The organism is Paenibacillus sp. CFBP 13594, assembly GCF_014842675.1.
GTDB lineage: Bacteria > Bacillota > Bacilli > Paenibacillales > Paenibacillaceae > Paenibacillus > Paenibacillus amylolyticus_B.
This window is the reverse complement of record NZ_JACYVQ010000001.1, coordinates 1,613,567-1,632,282: the sequence shown is the minus strand read 5'-3', so window position 1 is coordinate 1,632,282 and position 18,716 is coordinate 1,613,567. Positions and strand designations below refer to the sequence as shown.

The window sequence follows — 18,716 nt, the reverse complement described above, 5'->3', positions numbered from 1 at the left end:
CACCTCCCATGTAATATATGAAAAGTCGTCACACACGAAATACATCAAATTGCATATATCATTTCGTATAACCTCGCAGGCCGAAAGTGTACACAGGGCGAGGGTCTCTACGGGAAGCCTATACTTCCTAACTACGATGCCAAGGAATCCATGTATTCCTTGCTCGTAGTTAGGATTTTTTGCATTTAGATGGTGTCTGTGACCTTGGCATGAACCAACATGCGGGCGTATTTTTCTTATCATCAGGAGGTTTATTCACAATGAAATATTATCTGTCCGTTCTCGCGGGAGCGATGAGCTATGGCATATTATCCACGATTGTGGTTCTGGCGTACGGCGAAGGATATAAACTTGGAGAGGTTGTGGGAGCACAGCTGATTACGGGTTTTCTTCTATCCTGGATGCTGGCGCTATACACAAGATTTAGAACAAAACGTAAGTCACAGGCAAATGGCAAAACATCAGGAGCCGTGGCACAGGTATTCAAGCGGTTGTCGTGGAAACAACGTCTGTTATTGATGGCTGCTGGAACACCAACGGTAATTACAGGGCTCGTGTATTATCAGTCTTTGCGTTATATCCCGGCTTCACTTGCCATTATCCTGTTGTTCCAGTTCACATGGATTAGCGTATTGATTCAGGCAATAAGCAAACGTCAACGTCCAGACAAAGTCACGTTCCTGACGTTGATCATTCTGTTTGGCGGAACCTTGCTGGCAGCGGGTTTCCTGGAACAAGGATTGGGTGAGTTTAACGGTCTGGGTATTGCGCTTGGACTAATGGCAGCCGTAAGTTATTCCCTGTTTGTCTTGTTCAGCGGCAAAGCGGTTCCTTCAGCGCATCCAGCCTTCCGCAGTGCGTGGATGGTTACAGGCGGATTGATCCTACTGTGCATTTTGTTCCCGCCGACATTCCTCTTTAACGGATTGATCTGGAGCCAGTTGCTTGTATTTGGATTGTTACTTGGATTCTTCGGGGCATTCATTCCACCCGTACTGTTTGCTATCGGTGTTCCGCATATTGGTGGTGACATGGCCGGAATCTTGGGTGCAGTGGAGCTTCCAATTGCAGTTTTGTTATCCTCAATCGTGCTCCATGAGCATGTCAGCGGATTGCAATGGTTCGGAGTTATCATTGTGCTCATTGGTGTAGCCCTGCCAGAGTTGTATAAATTACGTATGAGACGAAGTCGGAATACACCGATCTATTCCTGAGTTATACAAAAAGGGATATTGTGAAGTATGAACGGGAATACCCGTAGATAAGCCTGAGAAATCAGGCTTTTTTTATTGAAGTAATATGGCTGAACCACAATAGCCCAGAGGGGTCATTTTCATTGTCATGCGAATCAGGTATGCTTAAAGAATAAATCCGTCTGTGGATTGAATATGGATGGGACATCGAATGAGGAGTGTTTAAATGAAAAGCTGGTTTGGAAAAACATGGCCTTGGTTAACGCTGGGTCTGACCGTTGTTGTATTGCTTGGATCATTTTTGGTTTATTTTATGGGCAAAGACGTATCCCCCGGATCGGGAAGTGCGGTAACAGCACAAGCCGAGACTCCGGAGGATTTGAAGGGATATGAAGTCATTGATGTGGACGTGAGCAACGATGGTTTTGGACCAGACGTTATCGAGGTGAAAGCTGGTGTACCGACCAAAATCAACTTTATTCTGACCCGGTCGGTGACACATGTGAAATCAGTGGGATCACAAAAGCTTGGCATGGATCTATACATGCAAAAGGGACCCAATTATTATACGGTCGACAAAGATCTGCCCAAGGGAGAATATGAGATCCATTGCGGCATGTACATGATATATGCAACGATTAAGGTCGTATAAGCAGAAGGAGCATGGTTTCGGGTTACCGAGCTTTGCTCCTTTTTTTGGTGCGTGATATCATGGGAAAGTGGGTAAAATCGATCAGGAGGTGGCGAAATGAAAGCGCTATTTATTGGAGGGACAGGCACCATCAGTACGGCCATTACGGAGATGCTTGCACAGCAAGGCTGTGAACTGTATTTGATTAATCGAGGCAATCATAACCATGACTTACCTAAGGAAATCAACGTACTTCAAGCGGACATTAATGACGAGACACGTGTAGCGGAACTGATCGCTGATCTGGAATTTGATGTTGTTGCAGACTTTATCGCCTTTGTACCATCTCAATTGGAGAGAGATTACCGTTTATTTAAGAATAAAACAAAGCAGTTTATTTTTATAAGCTCAGCATCTGCGTATCAGACACCTTTGGCTGATTACCGGATCACGGAAGGCACGCCATTATCGAATCCATACTGGGAGTATTCTCGCAACAAGATTGCATGTGAAGACTATCTGATGAAACAATACCGCGAGCATGGATTTCCAGTGACCATCGTGCGTCCGAGCCATACGTATGGCGACAAATCGGTACCTCTCGGTGTTCATGGTGCTCAAGGCAGCTGGCAGGTTCTCAAGCGCATACGTGAAGGCAAACCCGTTATCATCCATGGAGATGGTACCTCACTGTGGACCATTACGCACAATACTGATTTTGCCAAAGGGTTTATCGGGCTTATGGGAAATATCCATGCCATTGGTGAATCGGTACATATCACCTCAGATGAATCCGTCACCTGGAATCAGATTCATGAGATTATAGCTGGCGTGTTGGGCGTTAAGCTTCATGCGGTACATGTACCCTCTGAGTTCTTAGCTGCATGCAGTGACCAGGATCTTCGCGGCGGATTGCTGGGTGACAAAGCCAATACCGTTGTATTTGACAACAGTAAGCTGAAGCGGCTTGTTCCGGAATTTGTAGCAACGACAAGAGCCGATCAGGGCATTCGACGTACGATTGAGCACATTCTGGAGCATCCTGAATTACAGACCGAGGATCCGGAATTTGATGGTTGGTGTGACAAGGTCGTTGGCGCATTGGACGAAGCGTTATTAAAGATCAGAGATGAGAAATGAGAAGTAAGGCGATCATGATCAAGTGTTTACATTCATGCGCTTAATCGTTATAATCAAGAAAAAATGACACTTGTTAGGGGAGGCACCCCAACTTAGGACATCGTTCCTTTGTTGGGGTGCCTTCCTTTTTTTGTGTGCCAAAAAGGAGAGTAGACGTTGAAAAAATCAGGAAAACGTGTGAAGAAACAAGCGGAACAGCTAACCAAGGTGGTGCTGGCATTTGCATTATTATCACCTCAAGCCCTGTTGCTTGAATGGGGCGCAACGACGGTAATGGCTGAAACGGTTGAAACGATCGGGATTGTATCCGATACGTCCAGCATGAAGGCTGTACAGTCCTCCAAGGTGAAAGTGGAGATGAACAGTGACGGTAAATACAGAATTGTATTACTACCAAACACAAATGTATTTTACGGTGGTGATACAGGGAATGTATCTACGATTATCGACCATAATGGATCACCCGTGAACTTCAAAACATTGCCTTTGAATTATTACCGAATTAACAATAATGTGATTGAAATGTCCCGGCAAAAGGACAATGTGGAATATATTTTGCGTGTTTCTATCGTTAATGCTACCTCACAAGGTGGGTACATGAAGGTTGAACTCGAAGCTATTAACCGAAGTGGAACGGCACTGAATTTGGGTGGAACATTTTATTGGGATACGATGGTGAATGGCAATGATGCTCCTCCATTTGAAGTCATTGAGAATGGATGGCGCAATTACAGCGGGGGTGTTCAGGTCACGGCTTTTTATGCAAATACGTACAATGTTGTGAATGCAGATCGCATATATATGGGCCAGTACAGCAGCCCAGACAGCGCCCAACTCACAGGAGGGTCTTCACCTTCAGCGTTCACTCCAGGCCAGACCGTTACGGCGAGTGATACAGCTGCACAATTTTGGTGGGACGCCAAAACAACAGCGAATCAGGCTTCACGTAAATTTTCAACCATTGTGGGGATTGGCCCCAAAAATGCTCCACCTTCATTTACCTTAACAGCACCCTCTTCGGGTCAAACCTATTACAAAGGCGAGCAACTTCAGATCTCTGGTACAACGCGAGATACGGATGTAGACGACCTGTTGACCGTGAAATGGTCCATTGATGGTGGGTCCGAGAACATTCTTACCCAGATGACCGCAACGGGTTCAAATCAGTCTTTCAACACCAATTACACATTGCCTGATACCCTGCCAGATGGCACACACACATTGCAAGTATGGGTCATGGATGACAAAGGTGGGGTGTCCTCCGCAGGAACCGTTAACTTTACGGTAAGAAGTTTTGTTGTGCCCGGAACGCCGACATATTCATTGGTTAATTCTAATAACTTGACGGTAAATTGGGATAAGAAGGCGAATGATGTATCCGTTACGTATGAACTGAAGAATATGACCACGAATCAGATCGTGGATACAGGTGCGTCAAACAGTCGGCAGGTGACAGGGCTCACTCCGAATACCAGTTATTCTTTTGCTGTACGTGCCAAAAATTCAAGTGGTACCTTCACGGGGTACTCCAGTCCATCCACCAAATATACATTGGCCAATCCACCCGCTGCTGCGGCTGTGACACAATCAGGCAACTCTGTCACAGCGAGTTGGAATAATAATAGTAACCCTGCGGGCACTCATTACAAAACCGAAATACGCACAGGTGGGCAAGTCCTCGCAACGGGAACAACAACTTCCCCACGTTCAGCGTTTGCCCTGACCGGACTCGCGGACGGAAAATATGAAGTATTTGTGGCGGCACTGAATGGAGAAGGGATACAGACCCCATTTATATCCGCTGGAGAGATGATGAAAGATACGACGGGCCCAACTGCTCCTTCTGTTACACTCACGCCATCCTCATGGACCAAGGAAGATGTTCTCGTCACGGTTGAAGAGGGGAAAGATGCCTTAAGCGGAACTCAGAAGACTGAAGTGAAAGTTGGTCCGGCAGGAGAATGGCGTGAATACAGCGCTCCGTTTACCGTAAGCAGTGAAGGCAACACAACTGTTATGGCACGCAGTATTGATGCGTTTGGTAATACAGGACAGGAAACGGCTGTGACAGCCAGAGTAGATCGGACGGCACCAACGCCTCCCGTCATATCGTTGAACCCGCCGGAATGGACAAAAGCGCTGGTAATCGTGACATTAACGGAGGGTACGGACGAAGCAAGTGGCATTGGTCTGACACAGTATAAGCTGGGAAGTGAGGGAGAATGGATCGACTACAAGGCTCCTTTTACACTGAATGAAGAAGGGATAACCGAGATTTACGCACGAAGTGTTGACTGGGCCGCCAATGTCAGTGCTTCCACTTCAGCAACAGCCAGAATCGACAAGACTGGGCCTGAGCAACCAACGATTACGTTAAGTGAAGAGGATTGGACGAATCAGGATGTAACTTTTGCAATAAACAGTGGCGAAGATTCAGGCAGTGGGCTTGCCAAGAGCCAATATCGACTTAACAAAGAAGGTCCTTGGATCGATTACAAGGGCGAAGTGACGGTTGCCGATGAGGGAGAAACGATCATATATGCACGCTCACTTGACCGTGTAGGCAATATAAGCACGTCCGCTCAGGCTACAGTTCGAATTGACACGACAGCTCCAACCGAGCCGGTGATTCGTTTAAGTTCTTCTGGATGGAGTAAAGAACATGTGCAATTCACGATCGCTGGTAGTGTCGATGAACGAGCGATATCCTATGAATACAGCATAAATGACGCCCCGTATATGACAGGAAATAGCGGTACAGTTAGTACAAACGGCGCTACCACCATTCGAGCCCGAGCAAGAGATACCGTTGGTAATGTGAGCAAGGAAGTGAGTCGAATCGCCTATGTGGATCAGATAGCTCCCACGATTACATTTGCACCGAACGGACATGGCTGGACGGACATGGATATATCCACTACCATTCAGTATGCCGACGCCTACTCAGGCATTCAAGAACTGGAACGATTCTATCAAGTTACGAACAGTGCAGAATCACCGGATCATTGGCTTGAAGCTCGCTCTGACGAGCATAAAATATCCATCGAATCGGAAGGCATATGGTACATCCATGCCAAAACCATGGACAGAGCAGGTAATACATATGAGACAACATCATCACCTTACCATATTCAACGCAAGCCCGAGCAACCGAGTCATGTGAGAATGACACAGATTGCTGAGACATCAGCTGAACTTACAGTGGATTTGCCAACAGGGGGAAGGTATACCAATGGATATCAGTATGAGATAACGAATAAAACGACAGGACAGTCATGGACACTGGACTACCCTAACCACAGTATAATCGATCACTCTCTAAGCGGTGGTCAAGTCTATGAATATGAAGTTAAAGTGAGAAACCATACCGGAGTAAGTGATGCAGTAAGCGCTCAAGTATTAACGATCCCGGCAGCTCCCGGAACGTTGCATGTTCGAAAATTAGATTCCCAGCCGCATTTGGCCGAAATCCAATTTGATTCAGTACAGGGAGCAGATGCTTACCGCATCATTGCTGCAACTGCGGACGGTGTCACCGTGTTTGATCAGACGGTATCTTACCCTGCAAACCTACCCTATATCAGCAACCTCGTTCCAGGAACCATTCATAACATTTCGGTAACGGCAATGAATGAAAGTGGAGCAGGTGGAAGCAGTAGAACCGGATTCCTCACACTGCCGGCAATGCCCGGTGAGTTTATGGCCGTTCAAATTCAGGAGCATGATATTTCATTAGAATGGGAGACAGTGACTTCTGCAACGTATTATGGTCTTTCACGCGATGGAACAGCCATATATGAAGGAGAACAGACGGAGTATCTGGACTCGGGTCTGGATAGCGGAACGGAGTACAGCTATACGTTAATTGCCGGAAATGAGACAGGAACAGGACCGTTGGCAGGATTACCTTTGCTCAAGACTTTACCTGGGCAGGTGTCCGGCTTACAGGTATCAGATGCTTCCACAGGGAGCCTGCGACTGAATTGGGAAGCAGTACGTGGAGCCGATCGTTATGAGTTATGGTTGAATGGAGAGAAGTCGGGAACGGTTCCTGCCGGAACCCAGGAATGGATCTTTCCGGGACTGAGTTCAGGAACATCTTATCAACTGGATGTACAAGCAGTGAACGGAAGTGGACAGGGGATGCGAAGCTCAGTATCAGGAACAACACTACCAGAGAGCCCGTCGGGACTTCACGTTGTTCAAGTAACTGAACAGGGAGCAATTTTGAGCTGGGAACCTGTAGGTGGGGCAACGAAATATCGGGTGGACATCGATGGACAGAGCCATGAAATATCAGATACACAACTCGCAGTTCACCACCTGTCAAGCAGTCGTGAGTATACCTATGAAGTACAGGCGGGCAATGCTGCCGGGTACGGTGCATCCACCAGTAGTACAATCCTTACGCTACCTAGCAGGCCGGAAGGACTGAATGTCACATCGACTGATGAGACAAGTATGGGACTTACATGGCAAGCTGTAGATACGGCGAATCTCTATATTGTGAAAATCAATGGAACAGAAGTGGGCAGAACATCAGAACTGGCCTACACGGTTGAGGGATTATTGCCAGGTACAGAGTACGCTTTAGAAGTTCAGGCTACGAATGCTACTGGTCTAGGTGAGACAGCGCAGCTCATACGATTGTCCAAACCTGTGTCGCCTGCCGAAGTACTTGTTAATCCAGGAGTACATCATGCAAAAGTTTCCTGGTCTGTCGTGGAAGGTGCCGCTGAATACGTGATTGAGCAGAAGGGCAAGGAGATCTATAGAGGAATGGAGAATGAAGCAATGATTACAGGGCTCCAGGATGGAACCTGGCATCATTATCAACTATGGGCAGTCAACAGACAGGGAACCCGTTCTGAAGCCACGGATGTATCTCTGCTGACTTTGCCTGAGAAACCCGTTAAGGTTGCCGTATATGATGTGGCAAAAAACAGCCTGGGTCTGGATTTCAGTAATACTGGTGTCCTAGGGGCGGATCATTACGTCATTGAACGGGATGGAAGAGAGATCGCTCAGATGGATTCAAGTGAAACCCAATTTGTAGACAATCATCTGTCGCCAGGAACGAAATACACTTATGTAATTCGGGCAGTCAATGCGAGTGGAACGAGTGGGCCGCTTACTTTCAGTGTAATGACTCAAACGTTGCCATTGATTGCAGAAAGTATAACAGTGAAAGCCGGAACACATGCGGTGGATCTGGCTTGGGATGTTGTTAAGGGAGCGGCTGCATATGAGATTCGTAATCGGGTAACGGGAGATGTACAGAGCGTCTCTGAACCGTCTGTACATCTCAATAGCATGCTGGATGGCACAGCGTATGAATTCGAACTCGTCGCGATTAATGAAGATGGTCATCGGTCAGAGTCTATTCAGATTCAGGTTTTAACAAAACCTATATCACCTCAGACGGCAGGCATAACACACATCACAGATCAGACTGCGGTGCTGGATCTGACTGGAAGCTCTACACGGGGAGCAGAGCAATTCATTATTATGCGGGATGGTGTTGAAGTCGCTAAGGTTCCAGCAGATCAAGATTCATTTGAAGATCATGGACTGACACCAGGAGAGCATTACATGTATACCATCAAAACATCGAATGCAACGGGTGAGAGTGACACAGGTTTCGAAGTTCACGTGCGAACGTTGCCTGCGACCATTACTGAACCTTTACATGCAAGTATGATTGGGGAAAAAGAGGGATTAATCTCTTGGTCAAAGGTACAAGGTGCTGAGGGATATACCATATGGATCGGAGATCAGATGTTCACCACTATTGAAGAAGGGGATATCACCAAGGTGAGATTAACTCATCTGGAGAGTGCAACCCGATATGATCAGGTACAGATTATTCCTTATAATACGGCTGGTTCAGGAAGCCCAATGACCGTGACTCCTTTTTACACCTTGCCTCATGTTGATTCACTGGAAATGAAGATATATCCGGAGACAGACCATGCCAAATTGGAATGGGACTTCCCTTATGGGAACGAAACATTCGTTGTATTGCTAAATGGTACTGAAGTATATAGAGGCAAAACAAAAGAGTTTATTGTTGATCAACTGGATGCAGGCAAGCAGTACCAGATTGAAATCTACACAGAGAATGATCAGGGAGATGCTTCGAAGAAGCTGGCGTATTCTGTCCTGACCAAGCCAGCAGCTCCCGTCAAAGTGGAGTATCATTCGGCGAAGGACCACATTCGTCTTCTATTGGAACAGAGCCGGGTTGAAGGTGCCGAGCAGTTCATCATTGAGCGTGACGGTGTGGAGGTTGCTCGTGTTCCTGCTGACGAAATGTTCTATGACGACAAGGAACTTGAACCGGGCGTGAACTACAGCTATACAGTCAAGACCATGAATGCTTCGGGCAGTAGTGATGGTGGTTATTACCTTCATGCAATGACTTTGCCCGGTAGTGCTGCTTCACCTCCTGTAGTAGAGGGACGTTCCATGTATGGTGCAGACATCGTATGGGAACTGATTCCTGGTGCTGCGGGTTATCGAATCTATCGAAATGAAGAGCTTGGGGGAACAACAACGGAGACATCAATACATGTGTCTGAATTAATCAGTGCAGAGCGTTATACTGACTTTGCAATCATTCCATTTAATGAGGCAGGGGAGGGTGAGGCGTTAAAGGTTCCGGAATTCGAGACGTTGCCTTCCGAGGAACTGACAGTAGCAGCCATAGCGCAAGGTACTAATACGATTAAGCTAACTTGGGAACTGGATTCAATGAATGAGGTGATTGTGATCACCCATAAAGATCGTGAGATCTACCGTGGCACCGAGCGTAGTCATGTATGGACAGGACTGAATGCCGAGCAGCATTATGAGGTGGTTGTATGGACGGAGAATTCAGCAGGTGAGCAAAGTGAAAGCAAACGGGCCGCAGCCATGACTTTTCCGTATCCACCATCCGCCTGGAGCGGTAGTGGTACAGCTTCAAATCCAGCAGATACTTTGGTAAAAGCCGATGAGGTGAGTTCACAACCTGAACCTTCTGATGAGCAACCTGAGTTACCTGCGAAAAAAAATATCAAATTTATTGATATCAGCCAAACATTCAATAAAGATCAGATTACCTGGCTTGCGGAACAAAATATCATTCAAGGTGTAAGTGAAACTCGCTTCGAGCCACGCCGTCCGATCACGCGTGCAGAATTTACCGCATTAATCGTGCGTCTGATGGGTGTGGATACAAAGGTTAATGAACAACAACATAGATTTCAGGATGTAAACGACGATGATTGGTTTGCTCCTGAGATTAAGGCAGCCGTTCACCATGAGATGGTCCAAGGTATGGGGAATAGGAAATTCGCTCCACATGCGCTGGTGACACGGGAACAGGCATCCAAGATTATAGCCAATGTTGTCCGTAAAATCAGACCGGAACCGCTGACTTCCCCAAGAGCGTTTACCGACCAGACTGATGTATCTGATTGGGCCAAAGAAGAAGTGCAGGAGCTTGCAGGTTTGTACATGATTACCGGATATGAAGACGGCAGCTTCCGTCCCATGCAGCACTTAAGCAGATCCGAAGCTGCAGCGCTGATCTTCCGTTTAAATAAGCTGATTCAAGTTATGAATGAGAAGCATACAGATCAAGTGGAGAAAGCGTCAGCGTTCGATCATCATATCTAGATTGAATTGATTCTTACAAGTGATACTTTAATCATCGGCAGTAACGACATTACCGCTTGATTGGTTTTTAATGTTATAATAGGTTGCCAATATGATAAAAAAGGGTAATGAACAATGGTGATGAATAATGAATAATAAATTTATCCGGATATATGAAGATATTGCAGATCGTATTCGGACTGGAGAGATTGAGGCAGGCACGCTGCTTCAATCGGAACTGGATCTATCGGAAAGTTATCAAACGTCTCGAGAGACTATTCGCAAAGCATTGAAAATGTTGTACGAAGAAGGTTATATTCAGAAGATTCAAGGCAAGGGCTCAATTGTACTGGACATACGCAAGATCGATTTTCCCATCTCAGGTCTGGTTAGCTTCAAGGAATTAGCCAAAAAAATGGGACATCGCGCTCAAACGTATGTGAAGGTTTTCGAGGAGCAACAAGTGGATCAGGCGTTGCACAAGAAAATTAACTTTGGTCTGAATGAACAGGTCTGGGAGATCAGACGTGTGCGCAAAGTGGATGGAGAGCATGTCATACTGGACAAAGATTACATTAGCCAGCGGCTTGTTCCTGGGCTCAGCAAAGAGATCTGTAATGATTCCATCTATCAGTACATTGAGCAAGAGCTGGGGCTTTCCATTTCGTTTGCCAAAAAAGAGATTTTGGTGGAAGAACCCACCGCTGAGGACAGGGAATTACTTGACCTTGAAGGTTTCCACAATGTAGTTGTGGTGAGGAGCCAAGTCTACCTGGAGGATGCCAGTCAATTTCAGTATACGGAGTCGAGGCATCGACCGGACAAGTTCAGATTTGTGGATTTTGCACGTCGCAGATAAGTTAATCAAGATCGATCAGAGAGTACCTTTCACTGCATTATTCAGTGGATAGGTACTCTCTTTGGTTATGTGGGAATCCGAAGATCGTCCATCAAGAACCGCTTAATGTCAATGTTCTTCCTGCATGTCGGAGCGTATGATCACAATATATACGAGGCCGAGGAGTGAGCGAATTGAATCATGTGACAGCAAAATCAAATGTTCGCATATGGGAAGAAACCAGAGATATTCCAACCTATGGTACAGGTAAACCGGACAAAAATCCGATGTTTCTTGAAAAGCGAATCTATCAGGGAAGTTCGGGTAAGGTGTACCCACATCCCGTGATCGACAGCATTGAAGATGAAGCAAAAATGAAGTCGTATCGATTAATTATTCTCGAAAATGAATATGTACGTATCGAGATGATGCCCGAACTGGGTGGACGGATCTATCGCGCGCTGGATCGGACCAACAACTACGATTTTGTATATTATAACCGGGTCATTAAACCTGCACTTGTGGGTCTGGCAGGGCCATGGATTTCCGGGGGAATCGAATTCAACTGGCCACAGCATCATCGGCCCAACACGTTTGGTCCAGTCGATTATACATTTGGCAGTAATGAAGATGGAAGCGCTACTGTGTGGGTTGGTGAGATTGATCGCATGTATGGTACCAAAATGACCGCTGGCTTCACATTACATCCCGGCAAAGCCTATCTGGAAATCCATGCCGAGGTATACAATCGCACCAGCGCACCTCAAACTTTTCTATGGTGGGCGAATCCGGCTGTAGCTGTCAACGATCATACGCAATCCGTCTTTCCACCTGATGTAACGGCTGTGCTGGACCACGGAAAACGGGACGTATCCCGCTTTCCAATCGCAACCGGCACCTATTACAAGATGGATTATTCCGAAGGTGTGGATATCTCGCGCTACAAAAATATACCGGTTCCAACATCCTATATGGCGTATAAGTCGGATTATAATTTTGTAGGGGGTTATGACCATGGGATCCAGGCAGGTTTGTTGCATGTAGCCAATCATCATATTTCTCCGGGCAAGAAGCAATGGACCTGGGGGAATGGGGAATTCGGGCAAGCCTGGGATCGCCAGTTAACGGACGAGGATGGACCTTATATTGAATTAATGACCGGCATCTATACCGATAATCAGCCTGATTTTACGTGGTTACAGCCCTATGAAGCGAAATCATTCTCGCAGTATTTTATGCCGTATAAAGGAATTGGCATGGTCAAAAATGCAACGATTGATGCAGCAGTTAATCTGGAAATGGACGAAACGACCGGAATGGTAACCGTGATGGTATATGCGACATCGGTTTTTGAACAAGCGACCGTTGAAGTGATAGGACCAATCGCGGTATATCTCCATGAGAAATGTAATATCTCACCTACGGAACTATATAAGTCTTCATTCCCGTGGAGCGGACAAGATGAATGGCATCAATTGAAGTTAAGTGTTCGAACTGCGGAAGGAAAAGTAATTGTGGCCTATCAGCCTGAACGTTCTGAGATTCAGGAAGTCCCAGACCCGGCCACACCACTCCCGCTACCATCCGAGATTCGTACGAATGAACAACTATATCTGGCTGGTCTTCATTTGGAGCAATATCGGCATGCCACGTATGAACCAGAACCTTATTATCTGGAAGGTTTGAAGCGTGATGCAACGGATATCCGTCTAAACATTGCGTATGGCACATTGCTGTTGCGCAGAGGTCTGTTACAAGATGCAGAGAAGCATTTCAGAGATGCTGTACAATCGTTGACGTGGAAAAATACGAATCCATATGATAGTGAAGCATTTTACCAACTCGGTCTGAGTTTGAAACTACAGGGGAAACAGGAAGAAGCCTACGCAGCACTGTATAAAGCCGTATGGTCTGCACAGTATCAGGATACAGGTTATTACATGCTTGCTCAGATCGATACGGCGTTACATCGGGACATCGAAGCGTTGGATCACATCGAACGTTCGCTGATTCGCAACACCAGAAATTATAAGGCTCGGCATCTGAAGGTGGCTCTGTTACGCAGAATGGGTCAAGATAAACAGGCGATCCAATATGCGCGTGAGACATTGGAACTGGACCCGGTTGAATTTGGAGCCGCACATGAATTAGTCCTGATCTACAGCGGAGTAACTGCACCTTCAGAGAGAGAACAAGCGGAGCAAGCACGTGAGCATTTCCATCGTCTGATGCGAGGAGACGTTTATAATTATCTGAATGTAGCCGCGGATTATGCGGATAGTGGGTTGTGTGAAGAAGCACTTACGGTACTCTCCTATGTTGAATCCGAAAATTCACGGCCGTATCCTATGGTTGGTTATGCTCAGGCCTACTTGTATCGTCAGCTGGGGGATGTTGAGCAGGCCCGGGAATGTCTAAGACAAGGGAGAGCTGCTCCAACGGATTATTGTTTTCCTAATACGTTATTTGAATTCATGGTGCTTCAGGATGCATTGGCAGTGGATTCGAATGATGCGCGTGCTCACTATTACCTGGGAAATTGGTTATATGATCATAAACGATACGAGGAAGCAATCACCCATTGGGAAACTTCACGCGAGGTGGATGCTACATATTCGACTGTACATCGGAATCTGGGACTGGCTTATTATAACAAGTCGAATCGGCCCGATCTTGCACTGGCATCATTAGAGGAAGCTTTCCGGTTGGATTCGCAAGATGCACGGATCTTCTACGAGTTGGATCAGCTGCGCAAGAAGATGGGGTATTCCTGCGAGCATCGAATCAAACAGCTGGAAGATCACATGGAGCTGGTTCATCATCGTGACGATCTGTACATTGAGTGGGTAACTTTATTGAATATGCAAGGTAGCCATCAAGAAGCATGGAATGCCCTTCAGTCCCGGCGGTTTCATCCATGGGAGGGTGGAGAAGGCAAGGTAACAGGACAATATGTTACGGCACTGACGGAACTGGCGAAGCGAAATCTGGAGAAACAACAACCTGAACTGGCATTGGAGCTGTTGAAGAAGGCTTTGGTTTACCCGGAGAACTTAGGTGAAGGTAAATTGGAGGGAGCCGGAGACAACCCCGTTTACTTTTATCTTGGCTGTGCCTACCAGCAACTGAAGAATAATCAGGCGGCAGAGGAGAATTTCCACAGAGCATCCATCGGTTTGAATGAACCGGCAAGCGCGATGTTTTATAATGATCAACCGCCGGAATCCATCTATTATCAGGGTCTGGCCTGGCAGAAGCTTGGCAATGTGAAGGAAGCCAACCGACGCTTTAACAAACTCATTGACTATGCGGAAAGACATATGCATGGTCACATCCGAATGGATTATTTTGCGGTATCTCTGCCCGATTTCCTGGTGTTTGACGATGATCTCAACCAGCGTAATGAAGAACATTGCCGATACATGCGAGCATTAGGTCTTCTTGGCCTTGGTCGGACAAATGAAGCCGAACTTGAGTTGGAGCGGGTTCTGGAGAAGAACCCCAATCATCAAGGGGCAGTCATCCATAGATAATTGCTAATCGATTCAACCCTATCCCATATATACCGAAGGAGTTATATAATCCATGAACGATAGTATAGCAGGAAGCCAGATTCGTTTTATACTGGATGCAAAAGATAAAGAGATTCGTGCGGGTCGTATGACGGGTAGTGGCGGCAAGAATCCACGAGGGGAGTCGTATGACTTTACCAACTATTATATGCTTCGTAATGATAAACCTCATATTCCCGTGGTAGGTGAATTTCATTTCTCCAGATTCGCTTACTTACAGTGGGAAGAAGAATTACTGAAGATGAAGGCAGGCGGGGTGAACATCGTCGCTTCGTATGTGTTCTGGAATTTTCACGAGGAGCAGGAAGGCGAGTTTAATTGGTCAGGAAACTTGAACTTGCGGCACTTCGTGGATCTGTGTGGCAAACATCAGCTGCCACTGATCGTGCGGATTGGTCCATTCTGTCATGGGGAAGTTCGTAATGGAGGGATGCCAGATTGGTTGTTCAGTTATCCATTCGAAGTCAGGTCGAACGATGAAGGATATCTGCATTACGCCAAGCGATTATATCGGGAGATTGCCCGTCAACTCAACGGTTGTTTTTATCAGGAGGGTGGCCCCGTAATAGCCGTACAGTTGGAAAATGAGTATATGCACGCTGGCGCACCCATGGATGCCTGGGGGTATACCCGCGAAAAATACATTTCCTCTGGCCGGGACGGTCGTGAACATCTGAAGGTGCTTCGCGGTATTGCCGAAGAAGTCGGTATGCACCCCATGTTCTATACTGCCACGGCCTGGGGTAATGCTGCGGTGCCTGAAGAAGGAACGCTGCCTATGCTTGCGGGGTATGCGTACACACCATGGATTCCCAATCAGCCTCCAAGCCGAGAGTATTTATTCCAGGATCTGCATATGAATCCTGTTGAAGAAGTGGATTATGACAGTCTGGAGTATCCTGCGGCGTATTGCGAACTAGCTGGTGGCATGCAGGTCAGTTATCATGCTCGGCCGGTTGTAGATGCGGACAGTGTTGAGGCGATGACCATTGTGAAGCTGGCAAATGGCAGTAATCTGGTTGGATATTATATGTATCACGGTGGAACCAATCCGGTAGGGCAAAAAACATATATGAACGAACAGGCATTGCCTAAAATGACGTATGATTACCAAGCCCCGCTCGGGGAGTTTGGACGTATTGGTGAATCGTATGACCGCATTCGAACCTTGTCCATGTTTCTGGAAGCATACGGTGAGCTGCTTGCGCCAATGGGCAGTGTTATACCGGAAGAGCAAAATTCGATAACACCGGAGAACATGATGGATCTGCGCTGGTCTGTTCGTCAACAAGAAGGCTCAGGATTCCTGTTCATGAATAATTATCAGGATCATGTGGCGTTGCCTGATCGAGATATACAATTGGAGCTGCATACCGGCAAAGGGACTGCTTTTTATCCAAGAGAAGGCACGATGCAGCTGAAATCCGGCATGGCAGCCATTCTGCCTTTCCATATGAATCTGAATGGAATGAAGATCATTAGTGCTACCGTTCAGCCACTGACCCGATTTATGGTAAATCAGGAGCTCACGGCTGTGTTTTATGCCCATGAAGGTATGGCGCCTGAGTATGTTATTGATGCAACATCTGTTACAAATGTGGATATGCCCGAAGGTGCAGTTTCCGAGCAGGGTAATGAAGTTATAATTCACCCGATGGCTGGCATGGACCATCATCTGAGTATCACAACATCGGACGGTACGGTCATACGTATCATTACATTGACCCGTGAAGAGGCATTGCATGCCTACCGTTTCCGTGTGGGCGGAGAAGAGAGACTTGTGATTAGCAGCAGTCATCTGTATGTGCAGAATGAGATGCTCATATGCAACTCCCTGGAGCAAACAGAGTTTGAGGTATCCTTCTATCCGGCTCCAGAGCATGTTTCCCCTTCTAAATATGCTGTGTCATCCCAGTCAAAGCGGGGAATATTCGGTACGTACACATTCCAGATTTCCCCTTACGAGCCGGCTGTAGAGGTTGATTATCCGAAAGAGTATGCAGCGACATTGAGATTGGATACAGCCTGGCCGGAACAAGTAGATGACGTATGGGTTGAGATTGATTATGAAGGAGACGTTGCAGCAGCGCATATTCATCATCAGATGTTAACAGATCATATTCACTATGGGCATAGCTGGATGCTTGGTTTGAAGCAATCCCGTCATTTGTTGGCCGATCACGAGCTTCGTCTTTCCATAACTCCAATTCGAAGAGGAACGATCAAGAGTTATGTGAATCAGGCTTATGTGGAGCGGTTTGAGGGCATGGAGATTGGGAAGTTTAATGAGATTCGGGTAAGACCACATTACCGGGTTGGGTTGGTATTGGCGGGAGTTAGGGAAGACACTTAGTCTAAATCAGAGATTTAACAACAGATAAACAAGACTTAAGCAAGAGTTAACTGACGTTAATAATACAGAGGGTTCTTTCTCCGAACGATTGTGAGGGGAGAGAACCTTTTTATTGCTTTGTTATGTAAAACAAATGATTACTATTCATGGTAAAAGATCTTGACTGGTAAGCGTTTTCAATTTATTATAACTTCATAACCTTAACGATAAAGTTTATTTAAACTAAATAACGTAAATATAATGAAGTTATTATTATCTTATTTACTAACAAAAAAACCTCTATTACCAACGATTTTAGTTAACTTATTGCCTAGAGCAGGGTTAATTGAAATAAAAAAACAAATACAGGAGGTTCCAAACGAATGGTTAATCTGAAAAAGTGTACCATCTTCACGGTTATTGCTGCTCTTATGTTCATGGTATTAGGGAGTGCAGCACCCAAAGCATCTGCTGCCACAGGATTTTATGTAAGCGGTAACAAGTTGTATGATTCCACAGGCAAGGCTTTTGTCATGAGAGGTGTTAATCACGGACATTCCTGGTTCAAAAATGATCTGAATACCGCTATTCCTGCAATCGCCAAAACAGGTGCCAATACGGTACGCGTTGTTCTTTCGAATGGTAGCCTGTACACCAAAGATGATCTGAACGCTGTTAAAAATATTATTAATGTGGTTAACCAAAATAAAATGATTGCTGTACTCGAAGTACATGACGCCACAGGGAAGGATGATTATAATTCTTTGGATGCGGCGGTGAACTACTGGATTAGCATTAAGGAAGCTTTGATTGGCAAAGAAGATCGGGTAATCGTTAATATCGCTAATGAATGGTATGGAACGTGGAATGGAAGTGCGTGGGCTGATGGTTACAAAAAAGCCATTCCGAAACTCCGTAATGCCGGAATCAAAAATACGCTAATTGTGGATGCAGCTGGATGGGGACAGTTCCCTCAATCCATCGTGGATTATGGACAAAGTGTATTTGCAGCCGATTCTCAAAAGAATACCGTCTTCTCCATTCATATGTATGAGTATGCTGGCAAAGATGCTGCAACGGTCAAAGCCAATATGGAGAATGTGCTGAACAAAGGATTGGCTCTGATCATTGGTGAATTCGGGGGATATCACACAAACGGTGATGTGGACGAGTATGCCATCATGAGATATGGTCAGGAAAAAGGGGTAGGCTGGCTTGCTTGGTCCTGGTACGGAAACAGCTCTGGTCTGAACTATCTGGACATGGCCACAGGTCCGAACGGAAGCTTAACGAGTTTTGGCAACACCGTAGTTAATGATACCTATGGTATTAAAAACACTTCCCAAAAAGCGGGGATTTTCTAATCCAC

At 46.1% G+C, this 18,716-nt stretch carries 8 protein-coding genes and 1 riboswitch; all 8 genes read left to right on the top strand.

Going from position 1 to position 18,716, the window contains the following annotated elements; all coding sequences use genetic code 11:
• Positions 1-43 precede the first annotated feature (43 nt).
• A riboswitch (purine riboswitch) is annotated at positions 44-154 on the top strand.
• Positions 155-260: 106 nt separating this feature from the next.
• The 8 genes from IFU39_RS07135 (at position 261) to IFU39_RS07100 (ending at position 18,711) form a co-directional block, all read left to right on the top strand.
• The gene (locus tag IFU39_RS07135) at positions 261-1,214 is read left to right on the top strand and encodes an EamA family transporter (protein WP_192131862.1); all 954 of its coding nucleotides are present in this window, start codon (positions 261-263) and stop codon (positions 1,212-1,214) included.
• Between the two features lie 205 nt (positions 1,215-1,419).
• Entirely contained in the window at positions 1,420-1,845 is a 426-nt protein-coding gene (locus tag IFU39_RS07130) for a cupredoxin domain-containing protein (RefSeq protein WP_017688751.1), read from the top strand.
• A gap of 96 nt (positions 1,846-1,941) precedes the next feature.
• Positions 1,942-2,964 (top strand): SDR family oxidoreductase, encoded by a 1,023-nt coding sequence (locus IFU39_RS07125; protein ID WP_192131860.1) that lies wholly within the window; start codon positions 1,942-1,944, stop codon positions 2,962-2,964.
• Positions 2,965-3,120: 156 nt separating this feature from the next.
• On the top strand, positions 3,121-10,626 hold the full coding sequence (locus IFU39_RS07120; RefSeq protein ID WP_192131858.1) for a fibronectin type III domain-containing protein: 7,506 nt from the start codon (positions 3,121-3,123) through the stop codon (positions 10,624-10,626).
• 127 nt (positions 10,627-10,753) lie between these two features.
• On the top strand, positions 10,754-11,464 hold the full coding sequence (gene treR / locus IFU39_RS07115) for a trehalose operon repressor (protein WP_076249494.1): 711 nt from the start codon (positions 10,754-10,756) through the stop codon (positions 11,462-11,464).
• A 173-nt stretch (positions 11,465-11,637) separates the two neighbouring features.
• Positions 11,638-14,976, top strand: a complete 3,339-nt coding sequence (locus IFU39_RS07110) for a DUF5107 domain-containing protein (protein ID WP_192131999.1) — start codon at positions 11,638-11,640, stop codon at positions 14,974-14,976.
• A 52-nt stretch (positions 14,977-15,028) separates the two neighbouring features.
• Entirely contained in the window at positions 15,029-17,368 is a 2,340-nt protein-coding gene (locus IFU39_RS07105; protein WP_192131856.1) for a beta-galactosidase, read from the top strand.
• A 410-nt stretch (positions 17,369-17,778) separates the two neighbouring features.
• Positions 17,779-18,711: a glycoside hydrolase family 5 protein gene (locus IFU39_RS07100; RefSeq protein ID WP_446740334.1), complete on the top strand. Its 933-nt coding sequence runs from the start codon at positions 17,779-17,781 to the stop codon at positions 18,709-18,711.
• Positions 18,712-18,716: the final 5 nt, after the last annotated feature.

Bases quoted from the DNA above. Each gene is read 5' to 3' on its own strand.
- IFU39_RS07135 (WP_192131862.1), top strand. From the start codon at position 261: ATGAAATATTATCTGTCCGTTCTCGCGGGAGCGATGAGCTATGGCATA.
- IFU39_RS07130 (WP_017688751.1), top strand. From the start codon at position 1,420: ATGAAAAGCTGGTTTGGAAAAACATGGCCTTGGTTAACGCTGGGTCTG.
- IFU39_RS07125 (WP_192131860.1), top strand. From the start codon at position 1,942: ATGAAAGCGCTATTTATTGGAGGGACAGGCACCATCAGTACGGCCATT.
- treR (WP_076249494.1), top strand. From the start codon at position 10,754: ATGAATAATAAATTTATCCGGATATATGAAGATATTGCAGATCGTATT.
- IFU39_RS07105 (WP_192131856.1), top strand. From the start codon at position 15,029: ATGAACGATAGTATAGCAGGAAGCCAGATTCGTTTTATACTGGATGCA.
- IFU39_RS07100 (WP_446740334.1), top strand. From the start codon at position 17,779: ATGTTCATGGTATTAGGGAGTGCAGCACCCAAAGCATCTGCTGCCACA.